This is a genomic window from Acidovorax soli (assembly GCF_900107605.1).
In the GTDB taxonomy this organism is placed as follows: Bacteria; Pseudomonadota; Gammaproteobacteria; order Burkholderiales; family Burkholderiaceae_C; genus Acidovorax; species Acidovorax soli.
Genome location: NZ_FNQJ01000001.1, coordinates 26,109 through 42,250 on the forward strand (window position 1 = coordinate 26,109; position 16,142 = coordinate 42,250).

Sequence of the window (16,142 nt, forward strand, 5' to 3'; positions counted from 1 at the left end):
CCCCGTTGCGCGTGGTGAGCCCTTGACGCAATCAGCGGTGCCGATTGTCGAGAGACAATGGAGCGGTATGAAAGTCAAAACCCAAAGCAAGAAGGTCAACAAGGCCTGGTTGAACGACCATGTCAATGACACCTACGTCAAGCTGGCCCAGAAAGACGGCTATCGCGCGCGCGCGGCCTACAAGCTCAAGGAAATCGACGAGCAGCTGGGGTTGATCAAGCCGGGCCACACGGTCGTGGATCTGGGCTCCACCCCCGGGGCCTGGAGCCAGTATGTGCGCCGGCGCCTGTCACCTGCAGGGGCGGCGGCCGGGCAGCTCAATGGCTGCATCATTGCGTTGGACATTCTGCCCATGGAGCCCGTCGAGGGCGTGACTTTCCTGCACGGCGACTTGCGGGAGCCCGAGGTATTGCGGCAGCTGGAGGACGCATTGCAGGGCAGGGCGGTGGATGTGGTGGTGTCCGACATGGCGCCCAACCTGTCCGGCATCGAGTCGGCCGATGCGGCGCGCATTGCGCATCTCGTGGAGCTTGCCGTGGACTTTGCCTGCCAGCACCTGAAACCCGAGGGCGCGCTGGTGGTGAAGCTGTTCCATGGCAGCGGCTATGGCGAGCTGGTGGCGCTGTTCAAGCGCAGCTTCAAAACCGTCAAGCCGATCAAGCCCAAGGCCTCACGAGACAAGTCCTCCGAAACTTTCCTGGTGGGCATGGGTCTCAGAAACAACGCCTGAGTGGGGTGGGTCGGGGCCATGATTTATGCCATTTGGCGCCAAAGTCCGTGCTGAGTCCATGGCAGGCAGGGGGAATAAGACCCCCCAAGGCTTGAAACACTTAAAATGGGACATACGTAAGCCGTGACGGCTTCGTGACCGTTTTTTCCCGCGACTGGAGTCCTGCTTGAACAATCAGTGGTTTTCAAAAATTGCCGTGTGGCTTGTCATCGCCATGGTGCTGTTCACTGTGTTCAAACAGTTCGACACCCGCACCGGTGCGAGTGCCGGCCATGTCGGCTATTCGGAGTTCCTGGAGGAAGTCCGCAGCAATCGCATCAAGAGCGCCACGATCCAGGAAGGCCAGGGTGGCACCGAGATCGTTGCCGTCACCAACGATGACCGCAAGATCCGCACTACCGCCACCTACCTTGACCGCGGCCTTGTCGGCGATCTGATCAACAACAACGTCAAGTTCGACGTCAAGCCGCGCGAAGAAGGCTCTTTGCTCATGACCCTGCTGGTCAGCTGGGGCCCCATGCTGCTGCTGATCGGCGTGTGGGTGTATTTCATGCGCCAGATGCAGGGTGGCGGCAAGGGCGGTGCCTTCAGCTTTGGCAAGAGCAAGGCGCGCATGCTGGACGAAAACACCAACCAGGTCACGTTCGCCGACGTGGCTGGCTGCGATGAGGCCAAGGAAGAAGTCAAGGAAGTCGTCGACTTCCTGAAAGATCCCCAGAAGTTCCAGAAGCTCGGTGGCCGCATCCCCCGTGGTCTGCTGCTGGTCGGGCCACCGGGTACCGGCAAGACCTTGCTGGCCAAATCCATTGCCGGTGAAGCCAAGGTGCCGTTCTTCAGCATCTCGGGTTCGGACTTTGTGGAAATGTTCGTCGGTGTCGGCGCGGCCCGCGTGCGCGATATGTTCGAGAACGCCAAGAAGAACGCCCCCTGCATCATCTTCATCGACGAAATCGACGCCGTGGGCCGCCAGCGCGGTGCGGGCCTTGGCGGCGGCAACGACGAGCGCGAGCAGACCCTCAACCAGATGCTGGTCGAGATGGATGGCTTCGAGACCAACCTGGGCGTGATCGTGGTGGCTGCCACCAACCGCCCCGACATTCTGGACGCTGCTCTGCTGCGCCCGGGCCGCTTCGACCGCCAGGTGTATGTGACGCTGCCCGACATCCGCGGCCGCGAACAGATCCTGAACGTGCACATGCGCAAGATTCCGATCGGCCAGGACGTGAATGCCGGCATCATCGCCCGTGGCACGCCCGGCATGAGCGGTGCCGACCTGGCCAACCTGTGCAACGAAGCCGCCCTGATGGCTGCCCGCCGCAATGCCCGCACCGTCGAGATGCAGGACTTCGAGAAGGCCAAGGACAAGATCCTCATGGGTCCAGAGCGCAAGAGCATGGTCATGCCCGAGGAAGAGCGCCGCAATACGGCCTACCATGAGTCCGGCCATGCACTGATCGGCAAGTTGCTGCCCAAGTGCGACCCGGTGCACAAGGTCACGATCATTCCCCGTGGCCGCGCCCTGGGCGTGACGATGAGCCTGCCTGCGCAGGACCGCTACAGCTACGACCGTGAATACATGCTGAACCAGATCAGCATGCTCTTTGGTGGCCGTATTGCCGAAGAAGTGTTCATGAACCAGATGACGACCGGCGCCAGCAACGACTTCGAGCGGGCCACCCACATTGCCCGCGACATGGTCACGCGCTACGGCATGACCGATGCCTTGGGGCCGATGGTCTATGCCGAGAATGAAGGCGAGGTGTTCCTGGGTCGTTCGGTGACCAAGACCACCACCATGAGCGAGCAGACCATGGAAAAGGTGGACATGGAAGTGCGCCGCATCATCGACGAGCAGTACAACCTGGCCCGTCGCCTGATTGAGGAGAACAGCGACAAGATGCACGCCATGGCCAAGGCTTTGCTCGAATGGGAAACCATCGACACGGAACAGCTCGACGACATCATGGCTGGCAAGGCACCGCGCCCACCCAAGGACTGGACACCGCGTACGCCCCCATCCTCCGGCGATGGCCCCAGCGGTGGGTCGCCCGCTGTGACCACGGAGCCCGCCCCTACCGTTGCTTGACGCGGGAGCACCTTCATCACCAAAACGGGGCTTGTGGCCCCGTTTTTGTTTTCACCACCCATTTTCCCGGAGTCCTATGTTCTGGCAAACCACCCGATTCACCCTGGATCTGACCCGCCCTCACACCATGGGCATTGTCAATGTGACGCCAGACTCCTTCTCCGACGGGGGGTGCCATGGATCCACTGCGGCGGCGCTGCGCCACTGCGAGCAACTTTTGAAGGATGGCGCCGACATCCTCGACATCGGCGGTGAATCCACCCGTCCCGGCAGCCCGGCCGTGGGTCTCGATGAGGAACTGGCGCGTGTACTTCCCCTGGTGCGCGAAGCGGTGGGCCTGGGCGTGCCGATCTCGGTGGATACCTACAAACCCGAGGTCATGCAGGCGGTGCTCGATCTGGGGGCCGATATCGTGAACGACATATGGGCTTTGCGCCAGCCCGGCGCGGCGCAGGTGGTGGCGCGGCACCCGCACTGCGGTGTGTGCCTGATGCACATGCACGGCGATCCGCAGACCATGCAGGTGGCACCCATGGTGGGTGATGTAATGCCGCAGGTGCTCTCATTTTTAGAGCTTTCAGCGCATGACCTGCAGGCGCTGGGGGTCAACAAGACCAGAATTGTGCTGGACCCGGGTATTGGCTTTGGCAAAACAGTGGCACAGAACTTCGCCCTGCTGGCGCGCCAGCGCGAGTTGCTGGCACCGGGCTATCCGTTGCTGGCAGGCTGGTCGCGCAAATCATCACTGGGTGCGGTGACGGGCCTGGACGTGGAGCAACGGCTGCAGCCCAGCGTGGCCGCTGCGCTGCTCGCAGTGGAGCGCGGCGCCCGCGTGGTGCGCGTGCACGATGTCCGCGAAACGGTGCAGGCACTGGCGGTCTGGCGTGCCATGGAGTCAGACCCCGTGGTGGCTGGGTAAGGGCAGTCTGGCGCTATTGGCAACGCCTCGCGGGGTACTTGGCTGCGATGGGGTCGCAGGACGGAGGTGGGCTTGCCATGCGCTAGACTCAAAATTCACAATATCAGCGCAAAGCCGTTTCCATGACTCAAAAATATTTTGGTACCGATGGCATTCGTGGCACCGTCGGGCAGTTTCCCATCACCGCTGACTTCGTATTGCGTCTGGCGCATGCCGTCGGTCGGGTATTGAAACAGGCCGAAGAGCGCCCCACGGTGCTGATTGGCAAGGACACGCGCATTTCAGGCTATATGCTGGAGAGCGCCCTGGAGTCGGGCTTCAACTCTGCGGGGGTGGATGTGGTGCTGCTGGGGCCTATACCTACACCGGGTGTGGCTTACCTGACCCGGGCGCAGCGGGCCAGTCTGGGGGTGGTCATCAGTGCCAGCCACAACGCCTATCCCGACAACGGCATCAAATTCTTCAGCGCCCAGGGTACCAAGCTGCCGGATGCCTGGGAACTGGCCGTGGAAGCCGCACTGGATGAGCCCCCCAAGTGGGCTGATTCGGCCTCCCTGGGCAAAGCCCGCCGCCTGGACGATGCGGCAGGCCGGTACATCGAGTTCTGCAAGAGCACGGTCCCGCACGCGATGTCCTTGCGAGGCCTCAAGATCGTGGTGGATGCAGCCCATGGTGCTGCCTACCAGGTGGCTCCCAAGGTGTTCCATGAACTCGGTGCCGAAGTGCTGACCATAGGCTGTGCGCCGGATGGTCTCAATATCAACCACGAGGTGGGGGCCACCCATCCCGATGCACTGGTACGGGCGGTGCGCGCCAACCATGCCGACTATGGCATCGCGCTCGATGGGGATGCCGACCGGCTGCAGATGGTGGACGCGGCGGGACGTTTGTACAACGGGGATGAGTTGCTGTACCTCATGGCAGCCGATCGCATGGGGCGCGATGAGCATGTGCCTGGTGTGGTGGGCACCGTGATGACCAACATGGCCGTCGAGGTCGCTTTGCATGCCCGTGGCGTGAAGTTGGTGCGGGCGCGCGTGGGCGACCGCTATGTACTGGAAGAATTGGCACGCCACCACTGGGTGTTGGGTGGCGAGAGCTCGGGCCACCTGTTGGCGCTGGACCGCCATACGACGGGCGACGGCATCGTCAGTGCCTTGCAGGTGCTGCAGGCATGCGTGCGCAATGGGAAAACCATGGCACACATGCTGTCTGACGTGGTGCTTTATCCCCAGGTGCTCTTGAATGTCCGCCTGGTGCCGGGGCAGGACTGGAAGTCCAACAAATTGCTTGCACAGACCACTCAGGCTGTTGAGCAGGAGTTGGGTTCCACCGGGCGCGTCCTGATCCGCGCCAGCGGCACGGAGCCCCTGCTGCGGGTGATGGTGGAGGCGCGTGATGCGCAAATGGCCAGTCGCTGCGCGCAGGCGCTGGCCGATGCGGCCCGCGCGGGCTGAGTTTTTGTGCCTGAAGGGCGGGAAAGCGCCGGAGCGTTTTCCTGAGCGCTAAGGAGCAGGGTACTCCGGCATTTCGCTCGCGCTCTTGAGTGCGCCGCTGAACCTGTGGCAAATGTTGAGTGGCTGCAGGGCAATCCCTGGTTGCCGGCATCGTCTTGTGGACGGCGTTTGCCCGGTGCCACCGTTGTTTGTGGGCAATGCGTCATGCAATCGACATGACAACGACATGGCGTTGTCACGGGAGTCTTTCACACTGCTTTGCGAGGAAGCGGTGCCCGAATAGGTAGCGATTTCCGGAGAAAGCCATTTTCCTGCCCCTCGGAGACGTCCCATGAATGAGTTGACCAACCTGCCGCTGCTACCTGCTTCACCGTCAACCGGGGGGGCGCATGCGCGCACAGAGGGCAAAAGCAGCGTTGCCCCGTTGATGCAGGTGCAGGGCAATATTCAGGTGGGTTGGGCGCGGCACCTTGATGAAGTGCGTCAGGCGCAGCGACTGCGCTTCGATGTCTTTGCCGCAGAAATGGGCGCCCGGCTGGCAACGACCCTGCCGGGCCACGATGTGGATCTGTTTGACGACTACTGCGAGCATCTTTTGGTGCGCGATGTACCAAGCCAGCAGGTGATCGGAACCTACCGGGTGCTCACCCCGGCACAGGCAAAGCGTGTGGGGGGGACCTACAGCGACAATGAGTTTGATCTGACCCGATTGCGCAGTTTGCGTCCCCGCATGGTCGAGCTGGGCCGCAGTTGCGTGCATCCGGACCATCGCCATGGGGGTGTCATTCTGGCCCTGTGGGGGGCGCTGGCGGACTTCATGGTGCGCAACCAGCTCGATACGATGATTGGCTGCGCCAGTATTCCGATGCTGCACAACGGCGTGGTGAGCGGCGATGCAGCTGCCAGCATCTGGCAGCAATTGCGCCAGACCCACATGGCGCCCATTGATTTCCATGTGCGGCCCCGGCTGCCATTGCCGGTAGAGCAGCTCGATGGTTCTCTGCTGATCGAGCCACCTGCCTTGATCAAGGGCTATCTGCGCCTGGGAGCCCGGGTTCTGGGGGCGCCGGCCTGGGATCCGGATTTCAATACGGCCGACCTGCCGATGCTGATGCGCATTGCCGATCTGCCCTCCCGCTATCGCAAGCACTTTCTGGGGGCCTGATGCGTACGGCGTTCGACGCCTTGGGACCGTGGAGCGCAGCCTTGGGCACGGAGGGAGTCGCCAGCCATACGGGTGACGTGCATGTGCCCGAGCCGCACCGTTTCCGGGCGGTGTTCATTTCCGATCTGCACCTCGGAACTCCGGGCTGCCAGGCAACGGCGCTGCTGGATTTTCTCAAGCACCATCCCAGCGAAACGCTTTATCTTGTGGGGGATATCGTGGACGGGTGGCAGCTGCGTCGCAGATGGTTTTGGCCGCAGGCCCACAACGATGTGGTCCAAAAACTGCTGCGCAGTGCCCGCAAGGGATGTCGCGTGGTGTTCGTGCCGGGCAATCATGATGAATTTGCCCGTGCGTTCGTCGGCCATTCGTTCGGCGGTATCGAAGTGGTTGCCGATGCCGTGCACCTGACGGTCGATGGCCGGCAGCTTTGGGTCACCCATGGTGACTACTTTGACGGAGTTATCCAGTGTGCCAAGTGGCTGGCCTACCTGGGAGATAACCTCTATGAGTTCACTCTCAAGCTCAATCGGCATCTCAATTCGTTGCGTGCGCGCATGGGCTTGCCGTACTGGTCGTTGTCGGCCTATCTCAAGGGCAAGGTGAAAAAAGCGCTCAACTATGTAACGGACTTCGAGATCGCCGTTGCGGCAGAGGCGCGCCGGCGGGGGCACCATGGCGTGGTTTGCGGACATATCCACCGTGCAGAAATGCGGGAGATCGACGGCATTCTGTATTGCAACGATGGCGACTGGGTCGAGAGCCGTACTGCACTGGTGGAGCATCTCGATGGTCGATTGGAGTTGTTGCAATGGCCTGCCCGGCCCGCGGTGCCATCTATAGCCCCGGTCTCGGAATTGGTTGCATGAAGATTGTTCTGGTGACGGATGCGTGGCATCCGCAGGTGAATGGGGTGGTGACCACTCTTGTGGAGTTGGTGCAGCAACTGCAGGGGCTGGGGCACGAAGTCCATGTGATTCACCCAGGCCAGTTTCGCACCCGCCCTTGTCCCGGCTATTCAGGCATCGATCTCGCGGTTCGACCGGCAGCGTCTTTGGGGCGCGCCATGGACGCCATCAAGCCGGACGCCATCCACCTCGCCACGGAGGGGCCTCTTGGATGGGCTGCCCGAGGCTATTGTCTGCGCCACAAACTGGCTTTCACCACGGCATTTCACACGCGATTTCCTGAAATATTGAATGCAGCCGTGCGTGTTCCGCTGGCATGGGGCTATGCATTGTTCAGGCACTTCCATCGTCCGTCCTCGGGAATCATGGTGCCCACGCAAGGAGTCCTGCAAATGCTGGAGCGTCGTGGGTTTCGCAATTTGCGCCAGTGGACCCACGGTGTGGATACGCAGGCGTTCCCTTTCCAGGGGGAGGCTTCACCCAGCCCCCTGGTTGGCGCATTGGCCCATCCCGTGAGCCTGTATGTGGGTCGCGTTTCGTACGAAAAGAACATTGAGTCCTTCCTGCAGATCAGGATGCCCGGCACCAAGATTGTGTGCGGCGTGGGTCCATTGGAGCAGCGGTTGAAGGAGCGTTATCCCGAGGTGCGGTGGGTGGGCCTGCTGGATCGGCAATCCCTTGCAGCACTGTATGCCTGTGCCGATGTGTTCGTATTTCCCAGCCGCTCAGAGACCTTTGGGTTGGTCATGCTGGAGGCCATGTCCTGCGGAACCCCCGTGGCGGCGTTTCCGGTGGATGGTCCGCTGGAAGTCCTGGGGGCTCTGGATCCACAAGGCGTGCGGGGCGGTGTTCTGCATGAAGACCTGCTTTCGGCATGCCAGGCAGCATTGGCTGTGCCGCGTCACGAGGCCCGTCGCCGGGCGCTGGATTTCACCTGGGCCAATGCAACAAAACTCTTCGTTCAGCATCTGGTTCCCGCCCGATCAGATGGGTTGTTGCATCTTATGTCTGTCACATAAAGCGCCATATGAATTGACACAAGAATGTCATATTCGTATTGAATACTGGGAAAGTCTGTACAACCCCTGATTGCGTGCCCATGTCTCCACTGTCCCCTGACGCTGCCGTGGCCCCATCGCGCGCCAAACTACCTGTCGTCGCAGCGGGTTCTGGCGCCGCAGAAATACTGGATCCGCAGCCCGCAGCACCGGTGGCGCAACTTTCTGTGGTGGAGCTTCTGGACAGGGACCACAGCATTCTGGCCTTCAATGAGCGTGTGTTCGATTGGGCTGTCCGGACCGACGTGCCGCTGCTGGAACGGCTGCGCTATCTTTGCATCGTGTCTTCCAATCTGGATGAGTTCTTTGAGGTGAGGGCTGCGCCGCACATCACCGCAGCCAAAAACGGAGAGACCAAGGGTCTCTACACCGAAGCATCATTCGAGGCCCTGTCGGTCTTGGCGCACGACCTGGTGGCGCGGCAATATGCTCTGTACAACGAATCCCTGGTTCCGGCTTTTGCAGCGCACGGAATTCGCATTGTTCCGCATGGTGAGCGCTCAGCTATCCAGAAGCGCTGGGTGCACGACTATTTCATGCGCGAAGTGCGGCCGCTGCTCATTCCCGTGGGGCTGGATCCTGCCCATCCATTTCCGCAGGTCGCCAACAAATCCTTGAATTTCATCGTGCGACTCAAGGGGCGCGATGCGTTTGGGCGTGAAAACGAAATTGCCATTGTCAAGGTCCCCCGCGCCTTGCCGCGGCTTGTTCGCATGCCGCCGAAGGTTGCACCCAAGGAGGCCTTGTTCGTCAGTCTCTCCAGTATCGTGCGGGCGCACCTGCATGACCTTTTCCCGGGGCGGGAGGTCACCGAGTTTTCGCAGTTCCGCGTGACCCGCCATTCCGATCTGGCACTCGATGAAGAGGACGTCCGCAACCTGAGAACGGCACTGCGCCAGGGCTTGCAGCATCGCCACTATGGCCAGGCGGTTCGGTTGGAAGTTTCTGCCGGCTGTTCGGCGTTTCTTTCGAACTTTTTGCTTGAGCAGTTTGAATTGCCCGCTGCCGCGCTTTACCGTGTCAGTGGGCCGGTCAATCTGGTGCGCCTGACCCAGTTGGTGGATCTGGTCAACGATCCCGCGTTGCTGTTTTCCCCCTGGCGTTCTGCCTGGCCGCGGCAGATTCAGCCCGGTGTTTCCATCCTGGAGCAATTGCGGCACCGCGATATCTTGATGCACCAGCCGTTCGAGAGCTTTGACGGTTTGCTGGCCTTTCTGCGCGAGGCGGTCAATGACCCCCAGGTGCTGGTTATCAAGCAGACCATTTACCGCACCGGTTCAGACTCTGAGCTCATGGATCTGTTGACCGAGGCAGTGCGCCGCGGCAAGGAGGTCATGGCCGTGGTGGAACTCAAGGCGCGCTTTGACGAAGAAGCCAATATCAACTGGGCTGAAGCGCTGGAATCCATTGGTGCCCAGGTGGTGTACGGTGTGGTGGGGCTCAAGACACATGCCAAGATGCTGCTGGTCACCAGGCGGGAGGGGCGTCAGCTTCGTCGCTATGGCCATTTGTCCACGGGCAACTACAACATGCGCACCGCGCGCCTGTACACCGACCTGAGCTATCTCACCGCGGACGAAGAAACCACCGCCGACATGGATGGGGTGTTCAACCATCTGGCCAGTCAGAATCGCCCACCCAGGTTGCGCAGGCTGCTGTTGGCGCCGTTTCACCTGCACCGCCGCATGCTGGAAAAAATTGAGCAGGTGGGGCTGGCAGCCAGCCGAGGAGAAGATGCGCGCATTGTGGCCAAAATGAACGCCCTGACGGATGAAGCGTTGATCCGGGCGCTGATCCTTGCCGGGCAGCGCGGTGCTCGGATTGACCTCATTGTGCGGGGTGCCTGCATGCTGCCGGCCCAGTTGCCAGGAGTCACTGAAAACATCCGGGTGCGCTCGGTGATTGGCCGTTTTTTGGAGCACACACGGGTGTTCTATTTCCGCTCAGGCAGCCAGGAAGATTTGTACCTGTCCAGCGCCGACTGGATGAACCGCAACATGATGCGGCGGGTGGAACTGGCCTGGCCCGTGACGGACCCGGTTTTGCGTCAGCAGATCGTGGACGAATGCCTGGTCGCCTATCTTCATGACGACAAGGACGCCTGGATGCTCAAGGCGGATGGAACCTATGAGCGCGCCAGCCAGCCTATCGCCGGCCAGGGGGCTCAGAATGCACTGATGGTGCGATACGGCGGCATGTCGGCTGCGGCTCTGCAGGATCAGGGAGCGGCGTGATGGACCTCATCCTCTGGCGTCACGCCGAAGCCGAGGAGGCGGCTGATGGTGTGGATGATGCGGCGCGTCCTCTTACGCCGCGAGGCGAGAAGCAGGCGGCACGCATGGCAGCCTGGCTGGACCGGCAATTGCCGGAAGGTTTGAGGGTGCTCGCAAGCCCGGCTCGGCGTACGGAGCAGACGGCCAGGGCTTTGGGGCGCAAGTTCAAGATGCGTGCCGAGCTTCTGCCCGGGGGCAGCGTGCAGGACTTGCTGGAACTGGCCCAGTGGCCGCGTGCCCGTGGAGCCGTGCTGATCATCGGGCATCAGCCTGTGCTCGGACAGGCGATTGCTCAATTGCTGGAAATGCAATCACCCGAATGCACCGTGCGCAAGGGCGCCGTGTGGTGGCTCCGCCAGCGCCAAAGACTGGACCATAGCCAGACCGTGCTCATGACAGTGCAGTCCCCGGAATTCCTCTGACCTGCAATCACCGGGCCATTCCGGTACTGTCCAGCTCACTTGCCTTGCTTGCGGACTGTTTTTGCCGAGGGCTTGGCGGCTGGGGTCTCCGCTTTGGGACGCCCCGTCTTGATGGATGGAACCGCTTGCAAGGCATTGCGCAGGGCCGCGTCCGACAGCCCTGCCAGCACCTTCAGACCGGCGCGCAGCAGTTCGCTTTTCTTGGCTGGCTGGGCGAGCAAGTTCGCGCGTTGCTTGAGTGTCTCGATGACGGCGTACTCGTCCTTGGGGATGGTGAAGCTGTCGCGAACCAGTTTGGGCTTTTTGGCGCGAACTTCCTTGGCTTGCAAGGCGGGCGCAGGCGCTGGTGCTGCCTTGGCTGGAGCGGGCGTTGCCGAACGCTTGACGGGTTTGGCCGGTGCCTTTTTGGCAATTGTCTTGGGTTGACTCGTCGCTGATGTCTTTGCACCGGCCGCGGTTGCCGTTGCAACGGTGCTCGCTGCTGCGGTCTTGGCGGCAGGTTGTGTGGGTGTTGTGCTGGCGTTTTGGCCTGGAACAGTGCTGGAGGTGTTCATGGTGAATGAATGAATAAACGGTATAAACAGTTTATACCGTTTATTGCATCACGTCACCCAAGTCTGAGTTCCAGCTCCCAGGGCGTTTTTTGCCAGGCTACCAGTTCTTCCCGCAGCAGGTAGGCCGATTGGGGGTAGGCAGCCGTCCATCCGGCCCGGGTGCTGACGGTGTGGCGCGTGCCCAGTGTCTGCAAGGACAGGCCTTCCACATCCGGGTCGCGTCGTGCATGGCAGAGCGCGACCGCCATGCGCAAACTCAACAATTGCAGGGCAAAGCCAGGGTCGTTGATCAGGGCTGCCTCCAGCTTGCGGACTTTGCCCCGCTGCCCCAGCACCAGCGCCCCGAGCCTGTGCAGTTCGGACACGGCAAACCCTGCCGCGTCGGTGTGATCCAGGATGTAGGCGCCATGGCGGTGGTATTCGCTGTGAGAGATGATGCCGCCAATCTCGTGCAGGCGAGCGGCCCATTGCAGCTTCCGTGCTGCGCGCTCGCTGTTCTGGGGCGCCGCCTGGGTGAAGAGGTCGGAGGCAACGCGTGCCACCCGTTCGGCCTGTGCTGCGTCCACCGAGAAACGCTGCATGAGGCCTTTCACCGTGGTGGTTCTCAAGTCGGTCTCGGGCTGCTCGCGGTCCAGCAGGTCGTAGAGTGCGCCCTGGCGCAGCGCGCCCTGGGCCACTTGCATCTGCCGGATCTCGAGAAGATCAAAAACAGCCCGCAGCACGCTGATACCTCCGCCAATCACTGCCCGCCGGTCTTCCTTGAGCCCCTCCAGGCGAACGCGATCTGCATGGTGCGCGCGCAGCAGGCGGTCATGCAGCCATTCCAGTCCTTCCAGGGTGATCAGCCCCTGCGGGCCACCCGCGGCAAAGAGGATGTCGCCTACTGCTCCAGCCGTACCCGAAGACCCATAAGCGATATCCCAGGTTTCTGGCCGGAATGTGCCAAGGGCCTCATCGAGCACCGCCTTGGCCGCGATTTCTGCGGCCATGAATGCCTGCCGTGTGAACTGGCCATTGGCAAAGTAGCGCGTGGACCATGCCACGCTGCCAACCCGGAACGAGGCCACCGTGTGGGGGTTGAATTGCTGGCCGAGAATGAACTCCGTGGACCTGCCGCCAATGTCCACCACGAGCCGGCGTTCGTCCGATTGGGGTAGCAGGCGTGCAACCCCCTGGTAGATCAGCCGGGCTTCTTCCGGGCCTGACACCACATCGATGGGGTAGCCCAGAATTTCTCCACCGCGGATCAGGAAGTCTTCCCGGTTGCGGGCTTCGCGAAGGGTCTGGGTTGCCACGGCGCGCACTTGTGCGCGCTCAAACCCCGCCAGGCGCTCGCCAAAGCGCGCCAGGCAATCCCAGCCGCGCTGCATGGCTTCGGGGGTGAGGTTGAATTCTTCGTCAAGGCCATTGCCCAGGCGCACGGTTTCCTTGAGATATTCCATCCGTTGGATGTGACCGTGCTCGTAACGGCCGATTTCAAGGCGAAAGCTGTTCGATCCCAGATCGACAGCTGCGAGCAGTGTTCCGTTGTGCATGTTTCTGCGCGTGATGCGCTTGATCTCCAGCGGGCAGCATAGCACCCGCGCCCCTTTTCTCGGGCCTGTATCAACCGATGATGCGCCCGTCCTGCGTCAGCATGCTTTGCGTGACGTAGGCGTTTGAACGCTTGGTTCCTTGATAGGCAACGGTATACCCGCCCACATTGACGTCGGCACGCCTTTGCAATGCCGAGAGCATGCTGGCGCGCGTCAATGGTCCTGAAATTCCGCCCAGGATTTCGGCGGTATAGCGCGCTGCAATGAACCCGGCCAGACCTTGCGGGGAGGGGGCCTCATCAAAGAATCGGCTTAGCGCGGCACGGTATGCGCGCACCACGGGCAGGCTGGATGTGATCAATGGAACGGGCTGGGTGGCAATGATGGAGATGCCTTTGGGCGTGCCTCCCATCTGGGCCAGCACCTGCAGGTTCACATCGGCCAGGGCCACGACAAAGCACTGGCGGCCTGCCGGGGCAATCAGCTTGCTGGTGAATGCATGCAGCTCTGGTGTTCCGCCCACGAACAAGATGATGGTCTGGGTTGGATTGATGAGCTGATTCGCTGCCTGTCCTTCCGTGCCCGGAAGCGGCAATATCTGTGCCTGCAAACCCAGGCTCTTTGCTGCCTGGAAAACATAGGCTTGAGATTGGTGTTGTACCTGTGCGGAAGCAAACACCACGCCGATCTGCTTTACGCCCAGGGATGCATGGGTCTGGATGGCATGCGCTATCTGAATCTGGTGGCCCGGGAACACCTCGAACACTGTCTCTGCCTCGTTGTCGGTGACGGCGTTGTGCAGCCACGGGGCCACGAGCGCCAGGGGTGACGCCGAACCCGCCGAAGTCTGCAGGGCCACAAGCCCGGCGGCTGCGGCATTGCCCACGCAACCAGACAGCGCTATGCACTCGGGTTGACGGTGGGCGGCCTGCCATGCGGCCGCGAGGCCTTGGGGGGTGCCATCGGTCTCGATGGTGACGTGCCGCACTGTCCGCCCGCGTACACCGCCGCGCGCATTCAGGTCTTGCCAGGCCGATCGGGAGCCCGCCAGAAAGTCGCGGCTCACATCCTGCTGGCCGAAAGTCAGGTCAACAATCTGGGCCACCACCAGCGAGCGTTCTCCGTCGCTGTTGCGAGGAGGGCTCGCCGAGGAGGGCTGGGCCATTACTTCGCCTGCCATGACGGCACTTGCAGCAGCGGACCATTGAATCCAGTGTCGGCGATTCAGTGAAACCGCGGGGAAGTCGGAGAAGTACATGGCCATGGAAGCTCTGAGCGGTGCTTATTTCTTCGGCGGCATCAGCACGCGGTCCACCACATGCACCACGCCATTGGTGGCCGCGATGTCGGCTTGCTCCACCATGGCGTCTTCCACGGTCACGAACGTGCCAGCGCGCGCCAGTGCGACGTTTGCGCCCTGCACGGTCTTGAAATTACCTGGCTTCACTTCTGCAGAGGCCAGGCGCGATGGCACGATGTGGTAGCTGAGCACGGATTTCAGCAACGCTTTGTCTTGCTTGAGTGCTTCCAGGGTCTTGGCGGGAACTGCTTTGAATGCCGCATCGGACGGCGCAAAAACGGTGTAGGGGCCTGCAGCCTTGAGGGTGTCCGTCAGGCCGGCTTCTGCAACCAGGGTATTGAAAGTCTGCAGCGAGGGGGTCTTGGCGACCGTGTCGGCCAGCGTCTGGGATGTTGGGGCGTGCGTGGCGCAGGCGCCCAGAGCGGTCACTGCCACCAGGGCGATGGCAGATTGAAGTGCATGACGGCGAAACATGGAATTCTCCTGGAAGTAGATAGCCGACGCATGTCGGTCGCAGGAGACTACGCAACGGCCGTGACAAAAATATGACGATTTGATTCAATACGGCCCCGTGGGAACGGGAAAATAGGTGTGTGACAGGTATTGGTAAATGTCACGGTGTTGTCATATATGACACCTAGAGTCGCGGCATCCCAACTTTTTCAACCCAAAAGGTATCTTCATGAAAATGTCCGTGATTCGAGTTCTGGTGGCTGGTGTCGCTTCTGCTGGAGCATTCTCCAGTGCCATGGCGCAGCAGGAAGCCACGGGGGCTGGTGCTAGTTTTCCTGCGCCGCTGTACTCCAAGTGGGCGTCTGACTACCACAAGGCCACTGGCGTGAAGATCAACTACCAGTCGGTGGGTTCGGGTGCTGGCCTGCGCCAGATCGAAGCCAAGACGGTGGATTTCGGTGCTTCCGACGCGCCCCTCAAGGACGAGGATCTCGCCAAGAAGGGCCTGGTTCAGTTTCCCACCGTGATCGGCGGCATCGTTCCGGTGGTCAATATCAAGGGTATTGCACCCGGGCAGCTCAAGCTGAACGGTCAGGTGCTGGGGGATATCTATCTGGGCAAGATCACCAAGTGGAGCGATCCTGCCATCAAGGCGCTGAATCCTTCGCTGCCGCTGCCGGATGATTCCATTGCGCCAGTGCGTCGCGCCGACGGTTCGGGCACCACTTTTGGCTTTACGAACTACCTGTCCAAAGTCAACGCCGAGTGGAAGAGCAAGGTGGGTGAGGGTACCGCCGTGAACTGGCCCACGGGTGCGGGCGGTAAGGGCAATGAAGGTGTGGCTGCATTCGTGGGCCGCCTGCCCAACTCGATCGGCTATGTGGAGTACGCCTATGTCAAGCAGAACAAGCTGACCTACGCACAGCTGCAAAACTCGGCTGGCAATTATGTTTCACCCGATGATTCGACCTTCAAGGCGGCTGCCGCGGGTGCTGACTGGGCCAAGAGCTTCTATCAGATCCTGACGAACCAGCCAGGCAAGGATGCGTGGCCAATCACTTCTGCCACGTTCATTCTGTTCCAGAAGACCCAGGACAAGCCGGTGCAGGCTGGTACGGCTCTGAAGTTCTTCGAGTGGGCTTACAAGTCGGGTGACAAGACGGCGTCCGAACTGGACTATGTTCCCATGCCAGACAGCGTCAAGAACGTCATCATCAAGTCCTGGGGTGACATCAAGGACACCTCTGGCAAGGCTGTGTCGTTCAAGTAATCTCCTGGGCCG

The 16,142-nt window shown here is 61.3% G+C and carries 14 protein-coding genes; 10 read left to right on the plus strand and 4 right to left on the minus strand.

Annotation, left to right across the window (positions count from 1 at the left end; genetic code table 11):
* Nucleotides 1-67: 67 nt before the first annotated feature.
* The 9 genes from BLW02_RS00130 to sixA all read left to right on the plus strand — a co-directional run bounded on the left by BLW02_RS00130 (nt 68) and on the right by sixA (nt 11,018).
* On the plus strand, nt 68-730 hold the full coding sequence (locus BLW02_RS00130) for an RlmE family RNA methyltransferase (protein ID WP_092696484.1): 663 nt from the start codon (nt 68-70) through the stop codon (nt 728-730).
* Between the two features lie 166 nt (nt 731-896).
* Nucleotides 897-2,816: an ATP-dependent zinc metalloprotease FtsH gene (gene ftsH, locus BLW02_RS00135; RefSeq protein WP_092696485.1), complete on the plus strand. Its 1,920-nt coding sequence runs from the start codon at nt 897-899 to the stop codon at nt 2,814-2,816.
* Between the two features lie 76 nt (nt 2,817-2,892).
* Entirely contained in the window at nt 2,893-3,735 is an 843-nt protein-coding gene (folP, locus tag BLW02_RS00140) for a dihydropteroate synthase (RefSeq protein WP_092696486.1), read from the plus strand.
* Between the two features lie 122 nt (nt 3,736-3,857).
* A complete protein-coding gene (gene glmM, locus BLW02_RS00145; RefSeq protein ID WP_092696487.1) occupies nt 3,858-5,192 on the plus strand; it encodes a phosphoglucosamine mutase in 1,335 nt (444 codons plus the stop codon).
* Between the two features lie 427 nt (nt 5,193-5,619).
* Nucleotides 5,620-6,357 carry a GNAT family N-acetyltransferase gene (locus tag BLW02_RS00150; protein ID WP_425285631.1) on the plus strand — a complete coding sequence of 246 codons (738 nt, stop codon included), beginning with the start codon at nt 5,620-5,622 and terminating at the stop codon, nt 6,355-6,357.
* On the plus strand, nt 6,357-7,226 hold the full coding sequence (locus BLW02_RS00155) for a UDP-2,3-diacylglucosamine diphosphatase (protein WP_092696489.1): 870 nt from the start codon (nt 6,357-6,359) through the stop codon (nt 7,224-7,226). The genes BLW02_RS00150 and BLW02_RS00155 overlap by 1 nt, the downstream gene beginning before the upstream one ends.
* The gene (locus BLW02_RS00160; RefSeq protein WP_092696490.1) at nt 7,223-8,284 is read left to right on the plus strand and encodes a glycosyltransferase family 4 protein; all 1,062 of its coding nucleotides are present in this window, start codon (nt 7,223-7,225) and stop codon (nt 8,282-8,284) included. The genes BLW02_RS00155 and BLW02_RS00160 overlap by 4 nt, the downstream gene beginning before the upstream one ends.
* Before the next feature lie 80 nt (nt 8,285-8,364).
* Nucleotides 8,365-10,557, plus strand: a complete 2,193-nt coding sequence (gene ppk1, locus BLW02_RS00165; protein ID WP_092696491.1) for a polyphosphate kinase 1 — start codon at nt 8,365-8,367, stop codon at nt 10,555-10,557.
* Nucleotides 10,557-11,018 (plus strand): phosphohistidine phosphatase SixA, encoded by a 462-nt coding sequence (gene sixA, locus BLW02_RS00170; RefSeq protein WP_092696492.1) that lies wholly within the window; start codon nt 10,557-10,559, stop codon nt 11,016-11,018. The genes ppk1 and sixA overlap by 1 nt, the downstream gene beginning before the upstream one ends.
* Before the next feature lie 35 nt (nt 11,019-11,053).
* Here the strand turns inward: sixA and BLW02_RS00175 are convergent, their stop codons facing one another.
* The 4 genes from BLW02_RS00175 to BLW02_RS00190 all read right to left on the minus strand — a co-directional run bounded on the left by BLW02_RS00175 (nt 11,054) and on the right by BLW02_RS00190 (nt 14,881).
* On the minus strand, nt 11,054-11,572 hold the full coding sequence (locus BLW02_RS00175; RefSeq protein WP_092696493.1) for a hypothetical protein: 519 nt from the start codon (nt 11,570-11,572) through the stop codon (nt 11,054-11,056).
* 53 nt (nt 11,573-11,625) lie between these two features.
* Complete coding sequence (locus BLW02_RS00180) at nt 11,626-13,107, minus strand: Ppx/GppA phosphatase family protein (protein WP_026436807.1); 1,482 nt, start codon at nt 13,105-13,107, stop codon at nt 11,626-11,628.
* A gap of 70 nt (nt 13,108-13,177) precedes the next feature.
* Nucleotides 13,178-14,272 (minus strand): ABC transporter substrate-binding protein, encoded by a 1,095-nt coding sequence (locus BLW02_RS00185; protein ID WP_244273580.1) that lies wholly within the window; start codon nt 14,270-14,272, stop codon nt 13,178-13,180.
* A 117-nt stretch (nt 14,273-14,389) separates the two neighbouring features.
* Nucleotides 14,390-14,881 carry a fasciclin domain-containing protein gene (locus tag BLW02_RS00190; RefSeq protein WP_026436805.1) on the minus strand — a complete coding sequence of 164 codons (492 nt, stop codon included), beginning with the start codon at nt 14,879-14,881 and terminating at the stop codon, nt 14,390-14,392.
* Nucleotides 14,882-15,089: 208 nt separating this feature from the next.
* On the opposite strand from BLW02_RS00190, the gene pstS reads away from it, so the two are divergent.
* Complete coding sequence (pstS, locus tag BLW02_RS00195; protein ID WP_026436804.1) at nt 15,090-16,130, plus strand: phosphate ABC transporter substrate-binding protein PstS; 1,041 nt, start codon at nt 15,090-15,092, stop codon at nt 16,128-16,130.
* Nucleotides 16,131-16,142 lie beyond the last annotated feature (12 nt).

What these genes read in the sequence shown, in the direction of transcription:
- sixA (WP_092696492.1), top strand. Translation starts at nt 10,557, where the DNA reads ATGGACCTCATCCTCTGGCGTCACGCCGAAGCCGAGGAGGCGGCTGAT.
- glmM (WP_092696487.1), top strand. Translation starts at nt 3,858, where the DNA reads ATGACTCAAAAATATTTTGGTACCGATGGCATTCGTGGCACCGTCGGG.
- BLW02_RS00160 (WP_092696490.1), top strand. Translation starts at nt 7,223, where the DNA reads ATGAAGATTGTTCTGGTGACGGATGCGTGGCATCCGCAGGTGAATGGG.
- pstS (WP_026436804.1), top strand. Translation starts at nt 15,090, where the DNA reads ATGAAAATGTCCGTGATTCGAGTTCTGGTGGCTGGTGTCGCTTCTGCT.
- BLW02_RS00190 (WP_026436805.1), bottom strand. Translation starts at nt 14,881, where the DNA reads ATGTTTCGCCGTCATGCACTTCAATCTGCCATCGCCCTGGTGGCAGTG.
- BLW02_RS00150 (WP_425285631.1), top strand. Translation starts at nt 5,620, where the DNA reads ATGCAGGTGCAGGGCAATATTCAGGTGGGTTGGGCGCGGCACCTTGAT.
- folP (WP_092696486.1), top strand. Translation starts at nt 2,893, where the DNA reads ATGTTCTGGCAAACCACCCGATTCACCCTGGATCTGACCCGCCCTCAC.
- BLW02_RS00155 (WP_092696489.1), top strand. Translation starts at nt 6,357, where the DNA reads ATGCGTACGGCGTTCGACGCCTTGGGACCGTGGAGCGCAGCCTTGGGC.
- BLW02_RS00175 (WP_092696493.1), bottom strand. Translation starts at nt 11,572, where the DNA reads ATGAACACCTCCAGCACTGTTCCAGGCCAAAACGCCAGCACAACACCC.
- BLW02_RS00185 (WP_244273580.1), bottom strand. Translation starts at nt 14,272, where the DNA reads ATGGCCCAGCCCTCCTCGGCGAGCCCTCCTCGCAACAGCGACGGAGAA.
- BLW02_RS00130 (WP_092696484.1), top strand. Translation starts at nt 68, where the DNA reads ATGAAAGTCAAAACCCAAAGCAAGAAGGTCAACAAGGCCTGGTTGAAC.
- ppk1 (WP_092696491.1), top strand. Translation starts at nt 8,365, where the DNA reads ATGTCTCCACTGTCCCCTGACGCTGCCGTGGCCCCATCGCGCGCCAAA.
- BLW02_RS00180 (WP_026436807.1), bottom strand. Translation starts at nt 13,107, where the DNA reads ATGCACAACGGAACACTGCTCGCAGCTGTCGATCTGGGATCGAACAGC.